The following is an 18,417-nucleotide window of genomic DNA, read 5'->3' on the forward strand; positions in this document are numbered from 1 at the left end:
ATTAAAATAAGTTTTATAGATTACTGACTATTAATTATTTAATTTATATTTAACCTGTCATTAATTAAGCTTATTTTCATATTTTAATTTATATTTTTAATTTAATTTTTTAGTATTTTTTTATTTTATAAAAATACACAAAGTTTAAATTATATTAAGTATATAATATTGTTTGTATTAATACGAACATTATTATACTAGTTACAACTGATATAATATTACTTACTTAATAATATAATCTAATTTTTTCTAGATTATTATTATCTAAATTAAGTTCTTTAGGATTAATAAAATAATATTTATGGTTTAAATTTATTTTAATGGGTTTTGAACTTTTTTTAATTACTTTAATTTTTAAAGTGGAGGAGAATAAAATGGAAACTAGATCTGAAGTCGCAAATAACTTAAATAAAAATATTAAAGTTTCTGTAAAAAAGAATAATGGTGTAATGGAGAGATTCAGTTATGAAAAATTATTAAAATCTTTAGTCATGGTAGAAACACCATTTTTTGAATCTGATAAAATAATTTCAAATGTTGTTTCATCATTATATGATGGAATCACTACAAAAGAAATTAAAAAAATTGTTTATGAATCATTATGTGATGTTAGTGAAGAATCAGCTAATAAATATTTAGCAACTACTACTTTAAAAGTAAGAACTACAAGAGATAAAATTGAAGCATTTGATTTAACTAAAATAGTTAATACTTTAGTTCAAGAAACTAATGCATCTCAAGAAACTGCTTTTGAAATTGCTTCTGAAGTTTGGAAAGAACTTAAAAAATTAAATGTTGATTATGTAACTGCACCTATGATTAGGGAAATGGTTAACACTAAATTAGTTGAATATGGTCTTGAAGATATTAGGAAAGATTATACTCGTTTAGGAATTCCAGTATATAACATTACTTCTTTAATTGAAAATGGTAACCATGATAATGCTAATATGATGCATAACCCTGAAACTATTCATAAATATGTTGCTGATGAAGCATTAAAACAATATGCATTATTACATGTATTACCTTCACATTTAGCAGATGCTCATATGTCTGGTGATATTCACATACATGATTTAGAATACTTTGCAGCAAGACCATTAAATTGTTTACAACATGATATTAGATCATTTATTAGATATGGTCTTAAAGTAGATGGTACTGGAGATCATACTTCTGTTGCAGGAGCTCCTTCTCATATGGAAACTTTAATGAACCATACTGGTGAAATTATGCTTGCAGCACAACAAAACATGTCTGGTGGACAAGCTATGTCTTTCTGGAATGTATTTGTAGCACCATTTGCAAGAGGTAGATCTTATGAAGAGATTAAACAAGCTGTTCAAATGTTAATCTACAACTTGAACATGGCTTATGCTGCTAGAGGTTCACAAGTTCCATTTACAAGTATGCAATTAGAATTTGGAGTTCCAAAATTCTTAGAAGATGTAACAGCATATGGTCCTGGTGGAAAAGTAGTTGGAACTTATGGTGATTTTGAGGAAGAAACTAGATTAATCCAAAGAGCATTTACTGAAAATTTATATCACGGAGATAAAGATGGAAAACCTCACCTTTTCCCAAATACTATTTATACTTTACGTAAAGAAACATTAAAAGGAGATTATGATGAGGATTTATATAGAGTACATGAACTCTCTGCAAAATTTGGTTCTCCTTACTTTGTAAATATGTTACCTAAATACAGAGGAAACATGGCAAATTATATGGGATGTAGGACTTGTCTCCAAGATACTTGGACTGGAGACTGGGATCAAGATTGTTTAAGAACAGGTAACCTTGCTTATGTTACAATGAACCTTCCTAGAATTGGGTATCAATCTAAAGATGAATCTCAAGTATTTGAATACTTAGATAATTACATGGATTTAGTAGTTGAAACTTTATTATTAAGAAGAGAGCAAGCATTACATTGTTTAAATGATTATGATGTACTTCCTTTCTTAACTCAAAAAATTAATGGTGAAAATTATTACAGAGTAGAAAACTCTACTTTATCCTTTGGTTTTGTTGGTCTTAATGAAATGTTACTTGCATTATTTGGTGAAGGTATTGATAATCCAGATGCAAATAAATTTGGTGTAAAATGTATTAAATATATCTATGATAGAGCTGAAGAATTACAAAAAGAAACTGGTCTTAGATGGTCTGTAATTCAAACTCCTGCAGAAACTACTGCATATAGATTTGCAACACTTGATAAAGAACAATTTGGAGATAAAGCAATATTACAAGGAGATAATGGTGCTAATTATTACACTAACTCTTCACATGTTCCTGTTAACTCTGAGATTTCACTTGTAGATAAAATAAAAATAGAAGAACAATATCATCCAATTACTCCTGGTGGACATATTTTCCACGCATTTATGGGTGAATCTTACTCTGATCCACAATCATTAATGAGTTTAACTAATAAAATTGCTAAAAAATCAGATATTGGATTCTGGGCTTACAGTTCTGCTTTAAGTTTCTGTTTAAAATGTAAAACATTAATGAAAGGATTAAATAATAAATGTCCTAACTGTGGTGAAACTGAAGATGTTGAATGGTATGATAGGATTACTGGATATGTTCAACAAGTAGGTCATGCTAAATCTGCTAATGGTGGATGGAATGCAGGTAAACGTCAAGAACTTTTAGATAGACGCCGATTCCAAAGAAATTAAACCTACTTTTTCTCCACTTTTTTTATTTTTTATTGATTTTTTTAGATTTTTACTTTTTTTCTTTATTAATTTTACTTAAATTTTAGTTCTTTTTTTATTATTTTGTTTAATTTTTTAATTACTATTATAAATCTTATTTACTAAAACAATTAAATATAATAATGATATACAAATAAATATATATTGAATTAGTTTCATTTCTAATTTATTAAGTTTTTTCTTATACATGGTGATTATTGTGGTAGATGATGAAAAATACGAAAAATTAGTATTAAAAAGCAAAAATCAATCAGAAGAATTAAATCATTTAACTAATGAAATCATACCTGATCTTAAAAAGGAAAATAAACAGTTAAAAAATTTAAAAAAAGAATTAACTGATGCATTAGACTCTTCTACTAAAAGATATTATGAACAGTTAGATATTAATGCAGATTTAAGTGAAACATTTACTAAAAATGGTGCAGAACTTGCAATTCTTAAAGTAAAATATGAAAAACTTCAAAAAGATTATGATAAAGTAATAAGTTCTCAAAATGAAGAGAATAGTAATGAAATTAAACAATTAAAAAAAGAAAATAAGGAACTTTCTAAAAAATTAGATTCAGCTGAAAGTAAATTATCTAAATTAACTAATGATAATAATTCTTTAAAAGAAGAAAGAAAAAGTTTATATAATGATAAAAATGAATTAGAATCCTATAAAAATGATTTAAATGAAAAAATTGCAAATTTAGAATATAAAATTAATGATTTAAAAGAAAGTATTTCAAATAAAGAAAAACAACTTAATAAACTTAATTCTGAACTTAATCATAAAGATAAAATTATTAAAGATCTTAAAAAATCTAACAATAAGTTAAATGATAATCTTAAAGATGAACAAAATAAAGGTTTTTTATCAAAGTTAATTAATTAATATCATTATGGTGTTATAATGATTGATGATATCTATTTTATGAAAGAAGCAATTATTGAAGCTAAAAAATCTATTGAAGAAGGAGGAATTCCAATTGGGGCTGTTTTAGTTTCTAATGGGAAAATTGTAGGTCGTGGTCATAATCGTATGATTCAAGAAGATTCTCCTATTTTACATGGTGAAATAGATGCAATTAATAATGCAGGAAGATTAACTTATCTTGAATATAGTCAATCTACATTATATACTACTCTTTCTCCTTGTCCAATGTGTTCTGGTGCAATTGTTTTATATAATATTCCTCGTGTTGTAATTGGGGAAAATGTAACTTTAATGGGTGCTGAGAATTTTTTAGAAATTAATAATATTGAAGTTGAAGTTCTTCAAATGGAAGAAATACGTGAAATTTTTAATGACTTTATAGAGAATCATCCTGAAGTATGGGATAAAGAAAAAGAGCGTGTTTCAAATTCTACTACTTGTAATTCTAGTTTTTAAATGAATTAGTTCTAAAAATTAGGAGAATTTATATTTTTTATACTATTTTAAGTCTGTTGAAATCCTATTTTTATAAAAAGTTAAACAATAGTAATACTTGAAAATCAATTTTAAGAAAGTTTATTCTAAAAGTTTTGTGGGTTTCAACAAAACCACTATTTTTTTTAAAATTAGTAAAAAGAAGAATATTTATTCTTCTTTTCTAAGTCTTTTAACAACAAAATCTTTATCTAATGAAAGTAAGAATGATGCTGCTCTAGGACCTTGTTTTTTACCAAGAATCATTTTATAAATTGCTTGGAATGCTTTTTGTGGTTTTAAATTGTGAGATTCTAATGCTTTATACATATCGTCATGTAAATCTTCAGCATGTGTATAATTGTTATTTTCAATTAAATCTGCAAGGTCTTTTAAGAATGCATCTTGTTCTTCTTGAAGTGGTAAATTAGGTATTGATTTATATTGTACATTAAATTTAACAAATTTAGGTGCATATAAATTTAACCAATTATTTACATTCTCTACTCTTTCTTTATATTGTGCAAGTTCTGTTTCAGTTAAATCATTAAATTCTTTATCTTCAAAGCTTTTAGTTAATTGTGAATTTCTTTTTAAGATTCCAAAAATTTTTTCAAGGTCACAACCACCAACAATTTGTATTGCATTAATAAGGAATCTATAAGGTGGTCTAAATGGTAATGGACTACCTTCATTAATTTGTGCTATATTATAGATTTCTTTGAATTTTCTTGCTTCTTTTTCAGATGGTGCTTCTACTTCATCATAAAATACTTTTTCTACAGTATCAAATTGTTCCATTAAATTTACAAAGTCCATTTTAGGTGAGAAATCTTTTGGTTTCATTGGTTTACTTCTGAATAAATAATAATTAAGACTTTCTGCAGGTCCAATTTCTAACCATTGTTGTGGTGTAAAGAATACTCCATGGGATTTACTCATTGCTTCACCATTAAGAGTAATCCATTCATATGGAACTGGATATGGTGCATCATAATCAAATATTTCTTTTGAAATAACTTTACTTACATCATAAGATCCACCACTTGCTGCATGATCTTTTCCAAATGGTTCACAAGTAGTGTTGAATATTTTCCATCTAGCAGCCCATTCTACTCTCCATGTAAGTTTTCCATCACCTTTAGTTATATCAGAAACTCCTTCATGACCACATTCACATTTGTAGTAAACTTTATCACCATCAAAATCATATGCAGTAGTTGTGTTTACTCTTCCACATTTTTCACAAATTGGATTGTAAGGTAACCAATTTTCTGCTAATGGTTCTCTTCTGTATTGATCGAATATTTCTCTTATTCTATTATGGTTTTCTAATGCAGTTCTTATATAATCGTTGTATACTCCTGATTTATACATTTCAAAACCAGATTTAATACTTACATCTATTCCATAATCATCTAATACATTAAATAATGGTTTTTCAAAGTGTTCAACAAAGTTTTTACAACATCCATCAGGACATGGAATTGTTGAATAAGGCATACCTAAGTATTTAGTAAAATTTTCTGGAAGTGGGTATGGTACTTTTCTTAATGGATCGTGATCATCAGCAATCCATATGACTTCAACATCACTACCTAATTTTTTTAATTGTTTACCTATTGCATTTGCAATAAATATATCACAAGAATTTCCAATATGTATTGATCCTGATATAGATGTACCACTAGCTATTGTGTGTTTTTCTACATCCATATTATTTAAATCATCAGCTATTCTTTCTATCCAATGTTCCATTTAATCACCTTTATTTAATAAGAATTAATTATTATTTAAATAAATATTTAAACTTTATAAAATAATTTTAAAATTTAAAATAATCTAAAAATAAGTTTTTATAATATGTTATTATCTCTTTTAAATATAATATAAATATGTTGATATTTTTATTTTTATTTTATGAAAAACCAGTATCTTTATTAAATTTAAATTAAGGTTTAAATATAAGTATTATCATATATTATAATATATAATTAAATTTATTCTTTTTTATTTGTTTATATTTATATTATTTTTTTTAAGAATATATGGTGATATTATGTCTAGAAAAGACGATAAAATTGATATGCCACAGACAGGTGCAGGTTTAGTTAGATATTTTGATGAAGAAAGTGTAGGACCTAAACTTTCTCCTGAAATCGTAGTGGTTGCAACTATAATCTTAGCAATATTCTGTTTTGTTTTAAGATATTCTGCATAAATACTTTAAATAATAATTAAATTTTTTATTTATTATTTAATTTCTTGTTTTATTTTATATATTTATTTTATATGCTCCGTTAGTGTAGTCCGGCCAATCATTCTGGTCTCTCGAACCAGAGACACGGGTTCGAATCCCGGACGGAGCACTATTTTACATATTTTTATTAAATTTTAAAGTCTTTTAATACTTGAGAACTAGATTTTGAAAAAATTCTATTTTAAAAATTAAAGGTTTTAAATAAATTTACTTTATAATTTTTTATTAAATTTAAAAAGTTTTAACATTTATAATTTTTTAAAATAAGTTTAATTTTTTTATTTTCTTAGAAATTTTAATATTAATATTTGTTTTAAAAGTAGTTTGAATAGATAAAATTTTAAAAATTGTTAATGTTATATAATATTTTCATGTTTTAAAAGTAGTTTGAATAGATAAAATTTATTCAATTTTATCTCTTAATTTTGTAAATCCATTAATAATTCCATTAATTGATCTTAAAACTATTTTCCATTTTATAAAAGATAGAACTTTTCTTGGTTTAGATTTTTCAAATAAAAATCTTGTAAATTTAAGATTACTTACTTTAAGTCCATCCCATTCAAAGTATTCTCCTACTGTTTGAATACCATCTGTTGTATGAAATGCCATTTTATTTATTCCATCATCAAACCATTTCTCAACTTCTTTATCAAGAGGAATATTAACTTTATTTACAACTTCTTTCCAAAAAAGATATGCATCACTATATTCTGAATTTTCTTCTGGTTCAAATGCTTTTAATTCTCCATTATGATAAAATATTTTTTTTGATTTACCTTGGAGTCTATTTTCTTCATTAATTGGAAAAGGATGGCACATTTTAGCATTATTTGGTCCTGATGTTCCATATCTAAAATGAATAATGGTCTCTATAGGATATAATTTGTTTATAATGTTTTCAATTTCATCTAAGTCTGTTAAACCTTTTTTCCAAACTATCATATCTTCTTTTGGATTATAATAACTTATTCCTACTCCATGTGGGTTTTGTTTATACATTGCTTCTATATTTCTTCTTGAAATATTTGTGTTTGGTGGTTTAATAACAATTACACACATTTAAAATCGCCTTCTTAATTAAAATTTAACAGATTGATATATTAACTAGATATCTCTTTAATTTTTTTATTATAAAAATTATATGTTTAATTTTAATTTTATTTTTTATTTTTTAATATTTTTATAGCTATTTATATTGATTTTAATTTTATTTTTTATTTTTTAATATTTTTTTATAGCTAATTATATTAATTTTAAAATTAAAAATATTATTATAATATTTATTAATTGTAGTAAAAATTTTATTTTATTAAAATCAATGGATTATTTTATTTGTGATTTAATAAATTAATTTTTATTATGATATTTGTTAAAAATTTTAAGAAGTGTTATAATGGCAATACATCCAATAGAATTTAGATATGGTACTCCTGAAATGAAGAATATTTGGGAATATGAAAATAAATTACAAAAAATGTTAGATGTAGAATCTGCATTAGCTCAAGCTGAAGGTCAACTTGGAATTATTAAAAAAGAATATGCTGATGAGATTAGTAAAAAAGCTAATACTAATTATGTTAAACTTGAAAGAGTAAATGAAATTGAAGCTGCTAAAAAACATGATATTGCATCTATGGTTCAAGGAATTGCAGAACAATGTGATGGTGAAGCTGGTGAATATGTTCACTTTGGAGCAACTTCTAATGATATTGTAGATACTTCAAATTCTTTACTTCTTAAAGATTCTATTCATGTACTTGAAGATAAAATAATTAAATTAACTAATATTATTCTTAAATTAGCTAAAGAAAACAAAGATAAAGTATGTATAGGACGTACTCATGGTCAACATGCTATTCCTACTACTTATGGTATGAAATTTGCTAATTGGGCTGCTGAACTTAAAAGACAGTATGATAGATTAGAACATGCAAAAAATAATGTCTGTGTTGGAATGTTAGATGGTGCAGTTGGTACTACTGCAGCATTAGGTCCTCAAGGTTGGGAAGTACATAAAAAAGTTTCTGAAATTTTAGATTTACCTTATGCAACTATTACTAATCAAGTTGTTCAAAGAGATAATCATGTAGAATTTATTATGGTAATTGCAAACCTTGCAACTACTCTTACAAAAATAGCTCTTGAAATCAGAAATCTTCAAAGAACTGAAATCATGGAAGTTGGAGAATTCTTTGATCCAGAAAAACAAGTAGGTAGTAGTACTATGCCACATAAAATGAATCCTATTACTGCTGAAAGAATTTGTGGTATTTCAAGGATTGTAAAATCATATGTAACTGCTGCTATGGAAAATAATCCATTATGGCATGAAAGAGATTTAACTAATTCTTCTTGTGAAAGAATAATGTTACCTGAAGCATGTATTTTAAGTGATTATACTTTAGAATTAACTATTAAACTCATGACTAAATTACAATTCCATGATGAAAATATTGAGAAAAATCTTAATTTAACTCATGGTTTAGTCATGGCTGAAAGATTAATGGCAGAACTTACTAGATCAGGTATGGGTAAACAAACTGCATATGCTATTGTAAGGAAAAATGCTATTAAAGCTAATAAAGAAAAATTATTACTTGCAGATTTAATACTTGCTGATGAAGAAGCTTCTAAATTCTTATCTGAAGAAGAAGTTAGAAAAATTATGGATCCTCATACTTACACTGGTTCTGCAGATATAATTGTTGATGAAATTTTAGAAGATTCTAAAAATTGGTTTTAAATTTAATTTATTTTATTTATAATATTTTAAAACTTTTTAAATTATAATTTAAATTTCTTATATATTTTAAATTTATTTAAATATTAAATTTATAATTTAAATATTATTGAATGTTTAAGTTTTTTAATATTATTTGATTTTTTATATTTTCTTTTTATTATTTTATAAACAAATCAAAAGATTAATATTATAAAAAATATATTAAATTAAATGTTTGTTTAAATATCTATTATTTAAACAAATATTCTATAATTTTTTTTAAAAGGGTGAAAATATGGTAAATTCAAAGAATATTAAACAAATTGATTTATCTTCCTTTACAAGTATGGGTATGTGTGTTAATACTTTATTAAGTATAATATTTGCAGTTATACTATTTATTGTAATTTCTGTAATGACTGGAGGAAATGCATCATCAATTGCTTTAGTCTTAATACCTGTTATTGTCTTTGGAACTATTTTACAAAGTATAATTCACTTTTTTGGACGAGGATTTTTATACAATATATTTGTTAAAAGATTAAATGCTATCAATTTCAGTATTGAAGATAATGAGGTTAAAGAAATTAAACCTTTACCTATTGCATTAGTTTTAGCTTTAATTTCTCTTGTATCTTTTATTATTGTATATACTTTAATAGCAGTATTTGTACCTGCTATGATTAGTTCATTATTACAAATGTTAATGATGACTGGTCAAATGGGTATTGCAATGATTTTATATAATGTAGCAATGTTAATGGTATCTCCTAGAATTATTATTTCATTACTTATTGCTTCATTTGTATTCCCATTCCTTTTTGTCCTTATTGGTGCTTACTGTTATAATTATCTTAGTCCTATTATTGGAGGTATTATTGTAGAATTAGAAGATGAAAAAGATATGGCTATTATTAAACGTTTTGATCCTACAAAAACCGCAATAATCATGTCTATTGTAATGACAATTCTTAGTGTTATTGTTTCAATTATCATGTTAATTGTAAATCAAAAAGCAGGTATGTCTGCAATATACAATATTATTGTTACATTTGTTTTAAATTTCGTTATTATCTTTTTAGCTACATATTTCTATAATTATTTAGCTCCAAAATTAGGTGAAGTTAAACTTAAATTAGAAAATGAATTATAAAATTATTTATTTTTAAATAATTTTTATAATTTTTTAGCTATTTTTATTTTGTTTTTATTAATATTTTCAAAATAATTTCTTGTCTTTTAATTTAAATATTTATTAATAATTCTAGTTTTTATTAATTAATTATCTTTTTTATTTAACTGTTTTTTTATTTTAATTAAAGTTTTAATTTTATTTTTAGTATTTTCTATATTATATGTACATCTAATTATATACATATTCATTTTTTTTAATTTTTTAAAAAAAGGATATTTTTTATCTAAGAGTTAAACGTTTATATTAACTAGATATTTTTTGATTTTTTTGTTTAAAAATATTTTTTATAATAATTTAAATGGTATTAATACTTGAAAATCAATTTTAAGAAAATTTATTCTAAAAATTAGAAAGATTTCAATAAAATCAAATTATTAAAAAATAGAAAAATAATAAAAAAATTTTTATTTAATTTATAAATAGTATTTTTTTTAAAATTAGTAAAAGAATAATAGTTTGTTGAAAACTATTTTTTATAATATTTTAAAATTAATTAATACTTGAAAATTAATTTTAAGAAAGTTTATTTATAAAAATTTTGAGTAATTCAACAAAGTTGAAAATTTATTTTAAAAATTTTGAAGAATTTAAAAAGTAGAATAATTTTTAAATTTTTTAATTTAAAATTTATTCATTTCATTAAGTGGCATTAAACCTTCAAGTGCTTTTACTTCAATATTAATACCTTCTTCAAGGATTGCAGCTATTGAATTTAAACCACTACCTGCAACAACACCAAAATTATAATTATTAACTTTAGCATTGTATACTACTTCTCTTGGTTTACCTATTTTATAAATAGATAATACCTCACCATTAAGTTTATTTAAAACAACTTCTGCATCTTCTCTTGCTATTAAAGGTACTTCTTTAATAGATGCAAGAATTTTTTGTGGTGTATCTTTTTGTGTAATTGAAGTTAAATTTTTAGATATGTATATTTTATGTGGATCTATTGAGGAACCACCATAAGATATAAGTTCTGTAAATAGTGAAGGATTTCCAATTTCAAGTAATCCTCCATATTTTGGTAAACTCATAATTCCATTTTTAATTAAAATTCCATCAACTGAAAGACTACATACAGTGGCTATTCCTACTTTATCAGAGTTATCTTCATTTTTAACTATTTTATAATAAGGATTTATATAATTTGGATAGTCATTATATGTTTTCTCCATAATGTCTAATGCATCATCTATATCTTCTTTATCAATATATGAAATATTAGCAATTATATTTCCTTTTTTAGTCTTATAGTTATAATCTACTTTTTGAATAAGATTCCATGATTTTGAAAGTAAAAATGGAATTTGTTCATAGTTTGTTTTATTATTAGGTCTTTTAAGTATAGTTTTTGTACTTGTTATAGGTTTTAGTTCAGAATAATCATTTAAATCTTCACCTAATTTTATATCTACATCATAGTCTAATTCTTGTGCTGCACAGAAAGGAGTAACTCCTCCACATATAGCAACACCAACTGTTCCTTTAGGTACAGGTACACCTAATATATCTTGACCTTCTTTACCTATTGCGATTACTCCATTAATATTTGCTTTTTTAAGTTTGTTTATTATTTTAACAGTTTTATCACGAGCAACACTAGGAATAACTCTAAAATTTGCAGGTATTGTTCCATTACCTTCTTCTACAACATTTAATACAGAAGTCATATTTTTTCCAACAAATGCATCTAATGGAGTAATTGATGTTTTCTTATAGGAAATAAGTTCTGTAAATCTTTTAGGTACATAATCTTTAACTTCTAGTAATCCACCATATTGTGGTTGGGTACTTATACCATTGTTTAATAATACACCATCAATAGTTGTTCCACAAATTGTTCTGAGACTATATCCTTCTTTTCCTTTATATGTACTTTTTTCAAGTTTAACAAGAGGACTTACTGCAATATTTGCTTGAAAAACTTTTTTAATTAATTCTAATCCTTCATCATCAAATATATGTGATGTATTAACAATAACATTTCCAGTTTTATTATTAGGATTAAATGTTGTTTGATAGATATATTCTTCAAATTTTGAAAATGTAAAATCTACTTGGTCGTATACAAGTCCTTTTTCTAATACTGATTTCCCAAGTTCTGTGATTTTTCTTCCAGAATATCCTATTCGCTCAGTGTATCCTTTTTCATCTAAAAGTTGCATATGATAACGAACAGCTCTTTCTCCTAAATTATACCCTTTGTTTTTTAATTCATTTGCTATTTTTTTAGAACCTACTGGTTTTTCAGCTTGTTCTAAAATTCGTAAAATTTCAATAGTCTTCTGTTTTGATTCAGACATATGGCACCTTTACTTTATTATTTTTTAAGTTTATAAAATTATAGAGTCTTCTAAAATTTTATATCGTTTTTAACTTATTATAAAAATATTAAATATTTATATTATTATTTTATTTTTTAATCTTATTAAATTATTTATTTTAATTTAATAAATAGCATTAATTTTTTGATTATATATAATTTTAAAACTATTAACTCTATTTTAAATAAATTTAATATTAAATATTAAACAATTAAAAAAAGCAATTCTTTAATAGAATATTAAGTTTTAATTATGTTGTAAAAAAAGTCGTCTAATAGATAACTATTAGTTAAATTTTAAAAATAAAAAATTAAAGATATTAGATTTATACATCTAAATATCTTCTTTGTTCGTAACCAAATACTTGAACTCTGTAATCATCCCATTCAGCATATTTGCTGTCAAGGAATTTATTAGCAATATGGTCACCTAATGCACCTAAAACAACAGGATCGTTTTCAAGTGTATGATATGCTTCCCATAAACTTGCAGGTAATAAACCAATTCCTCTTTCTTTAAGTTCTTCCTCACTTAATTTGTAAATGTTAACTTCAGTAGGTTCACCAGGATCAACTTTATTTTTAATACCATCTAAACCAGCTTCAAGCATAGCAGCAAATGCTAAGTATGGGTTACATGCTGGGTCAGGTGCCCTATATTCAATACGAGTAGCTTGTCCACGAGCTGCAGGTACTCTTACAAGTGCTGATCTGTTTTTAAGACCATATGCAATATATACTGGAGCTTCGTATCCAGGAACTAAACGTTTGTATGAGTTTACAATTGGGTTAGTTACAGCAGTTAATGCAGGCGCATGTTTTAATAATCCACCAATAAAGTAAATCGCATCATCTGATAAACCAGTTTCACTATCTGCATCAGCAAATAAGTTTTTACCATTTTTAAATAAACTTTGGTGACAGTGCATTCCACTACCATTTACACCAAAGAATGGTTTAGGCATGAAAGTTACTCTGTAATCAATTTCATCAAATGCAGCCATGTTACTAACAATTGATTTAATTGCTGTTTTAAAGGTTACTACTGCATCTGCAGTTTTAAGTGCATCATCAAATCTAAATGCAATTTCGTTTTGACCTGGACCAACTTCGTGGTGAAGTGCTTCTACATTAAATCCTAATTCTTGTAGGTTTAAACTAATTTCTCTTCTGAAATCAGGTCCTTTATCTTTAGGTTCAATATCAAAGTAAGCTGCATCATCATAAGGCATTGGATATCCTTCATCATCAATATCTACAATAAAGAATTCTGGTTCTGGACCAATATTATATTGTAATCCATCTTTTGAAATTTTTGCTAATGATTTTTTAAGTTGACTTCTTGGGTCTCCTACAAATGGTTTTCCATTTGGATCGTAAATATCACAGATAAATCTACATACAGCAGAATCATCAGGTCTCCATGGTAATCTGGAGTAGGTACTAATATCTGGTTTTAATAATAAATCACTGTTATTAATATCTACAAATCCATCAATTGAAGATCCATCAAATAAGTTACCTTCAGTAAATAAATCTTCTAAATCTTTTGGTTTTGGTATTGCAATATTTTTTTGGAAACCATGGATATCTACAAATTGTAATCTTATAAATTGGATATCGTCTTTGTCCATTTGTTCTATTACATTATCTATCTGTTTTTTATCTACATCTTTACTCATTAAATCAGTCTCCATTTTAATAAAATAAAAATAATAAAAACTATTTAATAAAAATTATGTTTTTTATAATAATTATTTAATATTTAATCTTTAATATATTTAATTGTTTTATTAATTTGTTTATTTATTATGTTTTTATACAATTTTTTAATTAATTTTTAATCAAAATAAATTAATTTTATATTCAGTCTAATATTAATTATTTTTAGTTTAAATAAATGAACAGTATATAATTAATATTTAAGGGTAATAATTTTTTGATTTTAAATTAATCTTTATGAAATAAAATTTATCATTTTATTTTATATTGATTTTAATTTTAGTCGGAAGTAGTATTCCTACTTTCAATATATTTTATTTTTTTCATATATAAATGTTTTCTATCATGTTCTATGTTTTTATATTCATTTTTTTATTAAAATATTGAACGTTTAATATTATTTTTCAATTTTTTTTTAAATTTTATATTTTTAAATGATTATATATTTATTTGTTAAAAATTGTATATTTTTTAATTATTTTTAGGTCTGTTGAAAACTATTTTTTATAAAAATTTAAACTTAGTTATAATTGATAATTAATTTTAAGAAAGTTTATTTTAAAAAAATTTTGAGGATTTCAACAAAGCTTATTTTTAAATATTTTTTACTTATATAAATAGAAACTTTTAATTGAATTTTGGATTTATTGAATTTATTTAAATTTAAGTTAAATATCATTTTAAATTTAAAAATAAAAATAGTTTATAAAATTAAATTTTTAATTAAATATGGTTTTTAAAAACTTAAATTTTTTAATTAATATCTTAAAATTAATTATTTATATTTAAAGTTTATTAAAAAGAGATATTCTTAAATTCTTAAAATTTGAATATAATTTTTTATATTTAAAAATAATAAATTTTAAAAAATCATTTTTTTTAATTAAATTAGATTTTTAAAAAAGTTAAAAAAGAGTGTTTTTTTAATTAATTAATTATATAAATTTAAAATTAAAAATAAATATGTTTAAAAGATTAAAATTTCAAATGAAATAGATTAAGATTTTAAATTATATATTCATTAAATCATAATTCTATTTCTGTTATTGAATTTAAATCTAATAAATCATAAGTTAATATTTTTGGGGCTTTTATAACTTTTCCAATACCTGTAATATATTTAAAAGCTTCAAATGCTTCTAAATTACCAATTATATTTGGTACTGGACCAATTACTGGAGGAACACCATAAGTTAAGTTTCCAACTTCTTTTTTAACTTCTTCATTTAATTCACGACCTTTTGATGGCATTCCAAATAATTCTTCATAATCTTTATCTGTATCTGGAGTAAATACAGTTATTTGTCCTTTAGTTCCATTTATTGCACCATGTATAAATGGTATGTTTTTTTCTTTTGCATATCTACTTACAATTATACGTGTTACAAGATTGTCTAATGCATCAATGATAATATCAACATCACCAATTAACTCTGCAACATTATCTTCATCAACTTTAGCATTTTTTGCATTAACTTCTACATATGGGTTAATTAATCTTATTTTTTCTTTTGTAACTTCTGTTTTATCTTTTCTTAAACAATTTATACTACTCATTACTTGTCTATTAAGATTTGATAAATCAAAATAATCTTGATCTATTATTGTAAGTTTTCCAACACCCATTCTTGCTAACATTTCAATTGCGGATCCTCCAATTCCACCACAACCTACTACAGCTATTTTAGCATCTTTAAATCTTTGTTGTTCACTTCTTGTAACTATACTCATTTGTCTTGATACTATTTCCCAGTATCCATTTCCAATATATCTTGTTGGCATCTTATCACTTAATATTTGTTTTGAGTTTCAAACAAAATCTCTTTTATAAATAAGTTATATAATTGTTTTATTTTATATTATATTTTGTTGATTCTCCTTTTACTAAAAATTTTTATAACAATTGTTATTTTTTATATATTTTATCTTTTAATATTTATATCTTTATAATTTTTTATTTTTAAAAAAATTTTTATTTATTAAGCTTATTAATTTAAGGTTATTTATTATATAAACTCTTAAAAATGATTGAATTTATCTCCAAAATATTCTTCTACTTTTTTCATTTCCTCAGGAATATTTATTCCTTGTGGACACATATTTACACAATCTCCACATTGGGTACAATGATGTGCTAATGTTTCGTCTTCAAAATAGGTGAAATATTGTCTTGCAGAACCTTTAGGACTATTTAATATATTCCCCATGTTGTATTCTCTAAAACAATGAGGTATATTAATTTTATTAGGGCAAGGCATACAGTAACCACATGAAGTGCAATCATTACCTTTATGCTGTCTATATTCTTCAGCTACATCTTTAATAACTTTTTTATCATTTTTAGAAATCATGTTTGGTTTGGATTTAGATGCAATTTTAATATTGGTTTTTAAGTGTTCTAAAGAATTCATACCACTAAATACACAACTAACATTTTCCATATTCCAAAGATATTCTAATGCCCATTCTATTGGGGTCCTTTTTTCTTCTGCACTATCCCATATTTTCATAATATTTTCAGGAACATTTTGAACTAATCTTCCACCACGTAATGGTTCCATAATCATATTTCCAATACCCATTTGTGATAAAATATTTAAACCTTCTATACCTGTTTGATAAGTTTCATCTAAAAAATTCATTTGAGTAAGTGCAATTTCCCATTTATCATATTCTGCAGTTAAAATAAATAATGTTTCAACAGTTCCATGTGTTGAAAAGCCTACATGTTTAACTCTACCATCACTAAGAATATTATCTAAAAATTCTAAAATATTTACATTTTTATAATTTTCCCAGTTTTCATTATTGACACCATGAAGTAAGTAATTATCAATATGATCTGTTTTAAGTCTTTTAAGTTGTTGGTCTAAATAAAATTCTAAATCTTCTTCTTTTTTTATTAACCATGATGGCATTTTTGTTTGAAGATAAACTTTATCTCTGTAACCTGTTTCTAAAAATTCTCCTAAAAATGGTTCACTATTTCCAGCACCACCATGTATTTCATTTGCATGAAATGAATATGCAGTATCTATTATGTTTATACCATTGTCTATTCCATAAGATAATAATTCTTCTGCTTGTTTTTTGTTAATATCTTTATTTTCATTGTTAGTAGGTAATCTCATTCCTCCAAAGCCTAAAATAGATACATTTTCCCCAGTATTTCCTAATTCTCTATATTCCATTTAAACACCAAAATATCTTTTTATAAATTAATTATATATTAATTTAATATTTTATTTAATTTTTTTATAAGTTTTTTAATTATTATTTTTTAAAATAATCCTTCTTGAAATTATTTAAATTTATAATTTACTCTAAATTTAAAGTTAATGTGTTTTAAAACTAAATTTTCAAATATAAATTAATAATTAAAATATTTTATAATAATTCTTGAATTTAATTGATAATTTAGTAATTTAATTAATAAATAGTTTAATTTTATTTATTAATTAAGTTAGTTTATTTTTTAGTATTTTTTAAATTAAATAGAATCTGTTGAAATCCTATTTTTTATAAAAATTTAAACAGTATTTAATGTATGAAAATCAATTTTAAGAAAGTTTATTCTAAAAATTTTGAGGATTTCAACAAAGCCATTAAATATTATTAATTTTTATTTATTTAATTTTATTTTTTGAAAAATAGATTATTCAGTAGTTAAAATAAAAATTATCTTTGAAAAATAGATTAAAATAAAATTCAGTATTTTAAAATAGTATAAAAAAAGTTTTAAAAATTTTCCTGGGATTTTTTTATGCCGGGGGCGGGATTCGAACCCGCGGCCTCACGGTATCCCAGGAATTCAGTCAGAGCATAGCTAAAAAACCCTATGAGCCGTGCGCTCTAACCAGCTGAGCCACCCCGGCATAATATTAATAAAGTATATTAAATATTATACTTTCTTAAATTTGTATTTTTTAATATTTATACTTTGTGTTTTAATTTAATTTTTTATTTAATTTAATTTTATTTTTCTTTTTTTAATATTTATTCTAATATTTTTTATAATATTATCTTTTTTAATCATGATTTTTTAGTAATATTTAAAA

At 23.7% G+C, this 18,417-nt stretch carries 12 protein-coding genes and 2 tRNA genes; 7 read left to right on the forward strand and 7 right to left on the reverse strand.

Annotation, left to right across the window (positions count from 1 at the left end):
* Positions 1-374 precede the first annotated feature (374 nt).
* The 3 genes from nrdD to T523_RS04145 all read left to right on the forward strand — a co-directional run bounded on the left by nrdD (position 375) and on the right by T523_RS04145 (position 4,110).
* On the forward strand, positions 375-2,693 hold the full coding sequence (gene nrdD / locus T523_RS04135) for an anaerobic ribonucleoside-triphosphate reductase (RefSeq protein WP_042707662.1): 2,319 nt from the start codon (positions 375-377) through the stop codon (positions 2,691-2,693).
* Positions 2,694-2,931: 238 nt separating this feature from the next.
* Positions 2,932-3,612: a coiled-coil domain-containing protein gene (locus T523_RS04140; protein WP_052334635.1), complete on the forward strand. Its 681-nt coding sequence runs from the start codon at positions 2,932-2,934 to the stop codon at positions 3,610-3,612.
* Positions 3,613-3,630: 18 nt separating this feature from the next.
* Positions 3,631-4,110, forward strand: coding sequence for a nucleoside deaminase (locus tag T523_RS04145; protein ID WP_042707663.1), 480 nt, complete (start codon positions 3,631-3,633; stop codon positions 4,108-4,110).
* Positions 4,111-4,299: 189 nt separating this feature from the next.
* Here the strand turns inward: T523_RS04145 and lysS are convergent, their stop codons facing one another.
* Complete coding sequence (gene lysS / locus T523_RS04150; RefSeq protein WP_042707664.1) at positions 4,300-5,886, reverse strand: lysine--tRNA ligase; 1,587 nt, start codon at positions 5,884-5,886, stop codon at positions 4,300-4,302.
* Between the two features lie 301 nt (positions 5,887-6,187).
* On the opposite strand from lysS, the gene T523_RS04155 reads away from it, so the two are divergent.
* Positions 6,188-6,349: a preprotein translocase subunit Sec61beta gene (locus T523_RS04155; protein WP_042707665.1), complete on the forward strand. Its 162-nt coding sequence runs from the start codon at positions 6,188-6,190 to the stop codon at positions 6,347-6,349.
* A gap of 73 nt (positions 6,350-6,422) precedes the next feature.
* Positions 6,423-6,497 (forward strand) — tRNA-Glu (locus tag T523_RS04160).
* Between the two features lie 293 nt (positions 6,498-6,790).
* Here the strand turns inward: T523_RS04160 and T523_RS04165 are convergent.
* Positions 6,791-7,450, reverse strand: a complete 660-nt coding sequence (locus T523_RS04165) for a class II glutamine amidotransferase (protein ID WP_042707666.1) — start codon at positions 7,448-7,450, stop codon at positions 6,791-6,793.
* Between the two features lie 334 nt (positions 7,451-7,784).
* Between T523_RS04165 and purB the strand changes: the two genes are divergently transcribed.
* On the forward strand, positions 7,785-9,134 hold the full coding sequence (gene purB, locus T523_RS04170; RefSeq protein ID WP_042707667.1) for an adenylosuccinate lyase: 1,350 nt from the start codon (positions 7,785-7,787) through the stop codon (positions 9,132-9,134).
* Between the two features lie 274 nt (positions 9,135-9,408).
* A complete protein-coding gene (locus T523_RS04175; protein ID WP_042707668.1) occupies positions 9,409-10,266 on the forward strand; it encodes a hypothetical protein in 858 nt (285 codons plus the stop codon).
* A gap of 662 nt (positions 10,267-10,928) precedes the next feature.
* On the opposite strand, the gene T523_RS04180 is transcribed toward T523_RS04175, so the two are convergent.
* The 5 genes from T523_RS04180 to T523_RS04200 form a co-directional block, all read right to left on the reverse strand.
* Entirely contained in the window at positions 10,929-12,617 is a 1,689-nt protein-coding gene (locus tag T523_RS04180; RefSeq protein ID WP_042707669.1) for a DUF128 domain-containing protein, read from the reverse strand.
* 346 nt (positions 12,618-12,963) lie between these two features.
* On the reverse strand, positions 12,964-14,334 hold the full coding sequence (glnA, locus tag T523_RS04185) for a type I glutamate--ammonia ligase (protein ID WP_052334636.1): 1,371 nt from the start codon (positions 14,332-14,334) through the stop codon (positions 12,964-12,966).
* Positions 14,335-15,385: 1,051 nt separating this feature from the next.
* The gene (locus tag T523_RS04190; protein WP_042707671.1) at positions 15,386-16,141 is read right to left on the reverse strand and encodes a HesA/MoeB/ThiF family protein; all 756 of its coding nucleotides are present in this window, start codon (positions 16,139-16,141) and stop codon (positions 15,386-15,388) included.
* Between the two features lie 236 nt (positions 16,142-16,377).
* Positions 16,378-17,550, reverse strand: a complete 1,173-nt coding sequence (locus tag T523_RS04195) for an aldo/keto reductase (protein ID WP_042707672.1) — start codon at positions 17,548-17,550, stop codon at positions 16,378-16,380.
* Positions 17,551-18,123: 573 nt separating this feature from the next.
* Positions 18,124-18,234: transfer RNA gene (locus tag T523_RS04200), tRNA-Met, on the reverse strand.
* Positions 18,235-18,417: the final 183 nt, after the last annotated feature.

This window comes from Methanobrevibacter wolinii SH (assembly GCF_000621965.1).
Lineage (GTDB): Archaea > Methanobacteriota > Methanobacteria > Methanobacteriales > Methanobacteriaceae > Methanarmilla > Methanarmilla wolinii.

Coding starts and splice junctions, on each gene's coding strand:
- nrdD (WP_042707662.1), top strand. CDS start 375: ATGGAAACTAGATCTGAAGTCGCAAATAACTTAAATAAAAATATTAAA.
- T523_RS04145 (WP_042707663.1), top strand. CDS start 3,631: ATGATTGATGATATCTATTTTATGAAAGAAGCAATTATTGAAGCTAAA.
- lysS (WP_042707664.1), bottom strand. CDS start 5,886: ATGGAACATTGGATAGAAAGAATAGCTGATGATTTAAATAATATGGAT.
- T523_RS04155 (WP_042707665.1), top strand. CDS start 6,188: ATGTCTAGAAAAGACGATAAAATTGATATGCCACAGACAGGTGCAGGT.
- T523_RS04165 (WP_042707666.1), bottom strand. CDS start 7,450: ATGTGTGTAATTGTTATTAAACCACCAAACACAAATATTTCAAGAAGA.
- purB (WP_042707667.1), top strand. CDS start 7,785: ATGGCAATACATCCAATAGAATTTAGATATGGTACTCCTGAAATGAAG.
- T523_RS04175 (WP_042707668.1), top strand. CDS start 9,409: ATGGTAAATTCAAAGAATATTAAACAAATTGATTTATCTTCCTTTACA.
- T523_RS04180 (WP_042707669.1), bottom strand. CDS start 12,617: ATGTCTGAATCAAAACAGAAGACTATTGAAATTTTACGAATTTTAGAA.
- glnA (WP_052334636.1), bottom strand. CDS start 14,334: ATGGAGACTGATTTAATGAGTAAAGATGTAGATAAAAAACAGATAGAT.
- T523_RS04190 (WP_042707671.1), bottom strand. CDS start 16,141: ATGCCAACAAGATATATTGGAAATGGATACTGGGAAATAGTATCAAGA.
- T523_RS04195 (WP_042707672.1), bottom strand. CDS start 17,550: ATGGAATATAGAGAATTAGGAAATACTGGGGAAAATGTATCTATTTTA.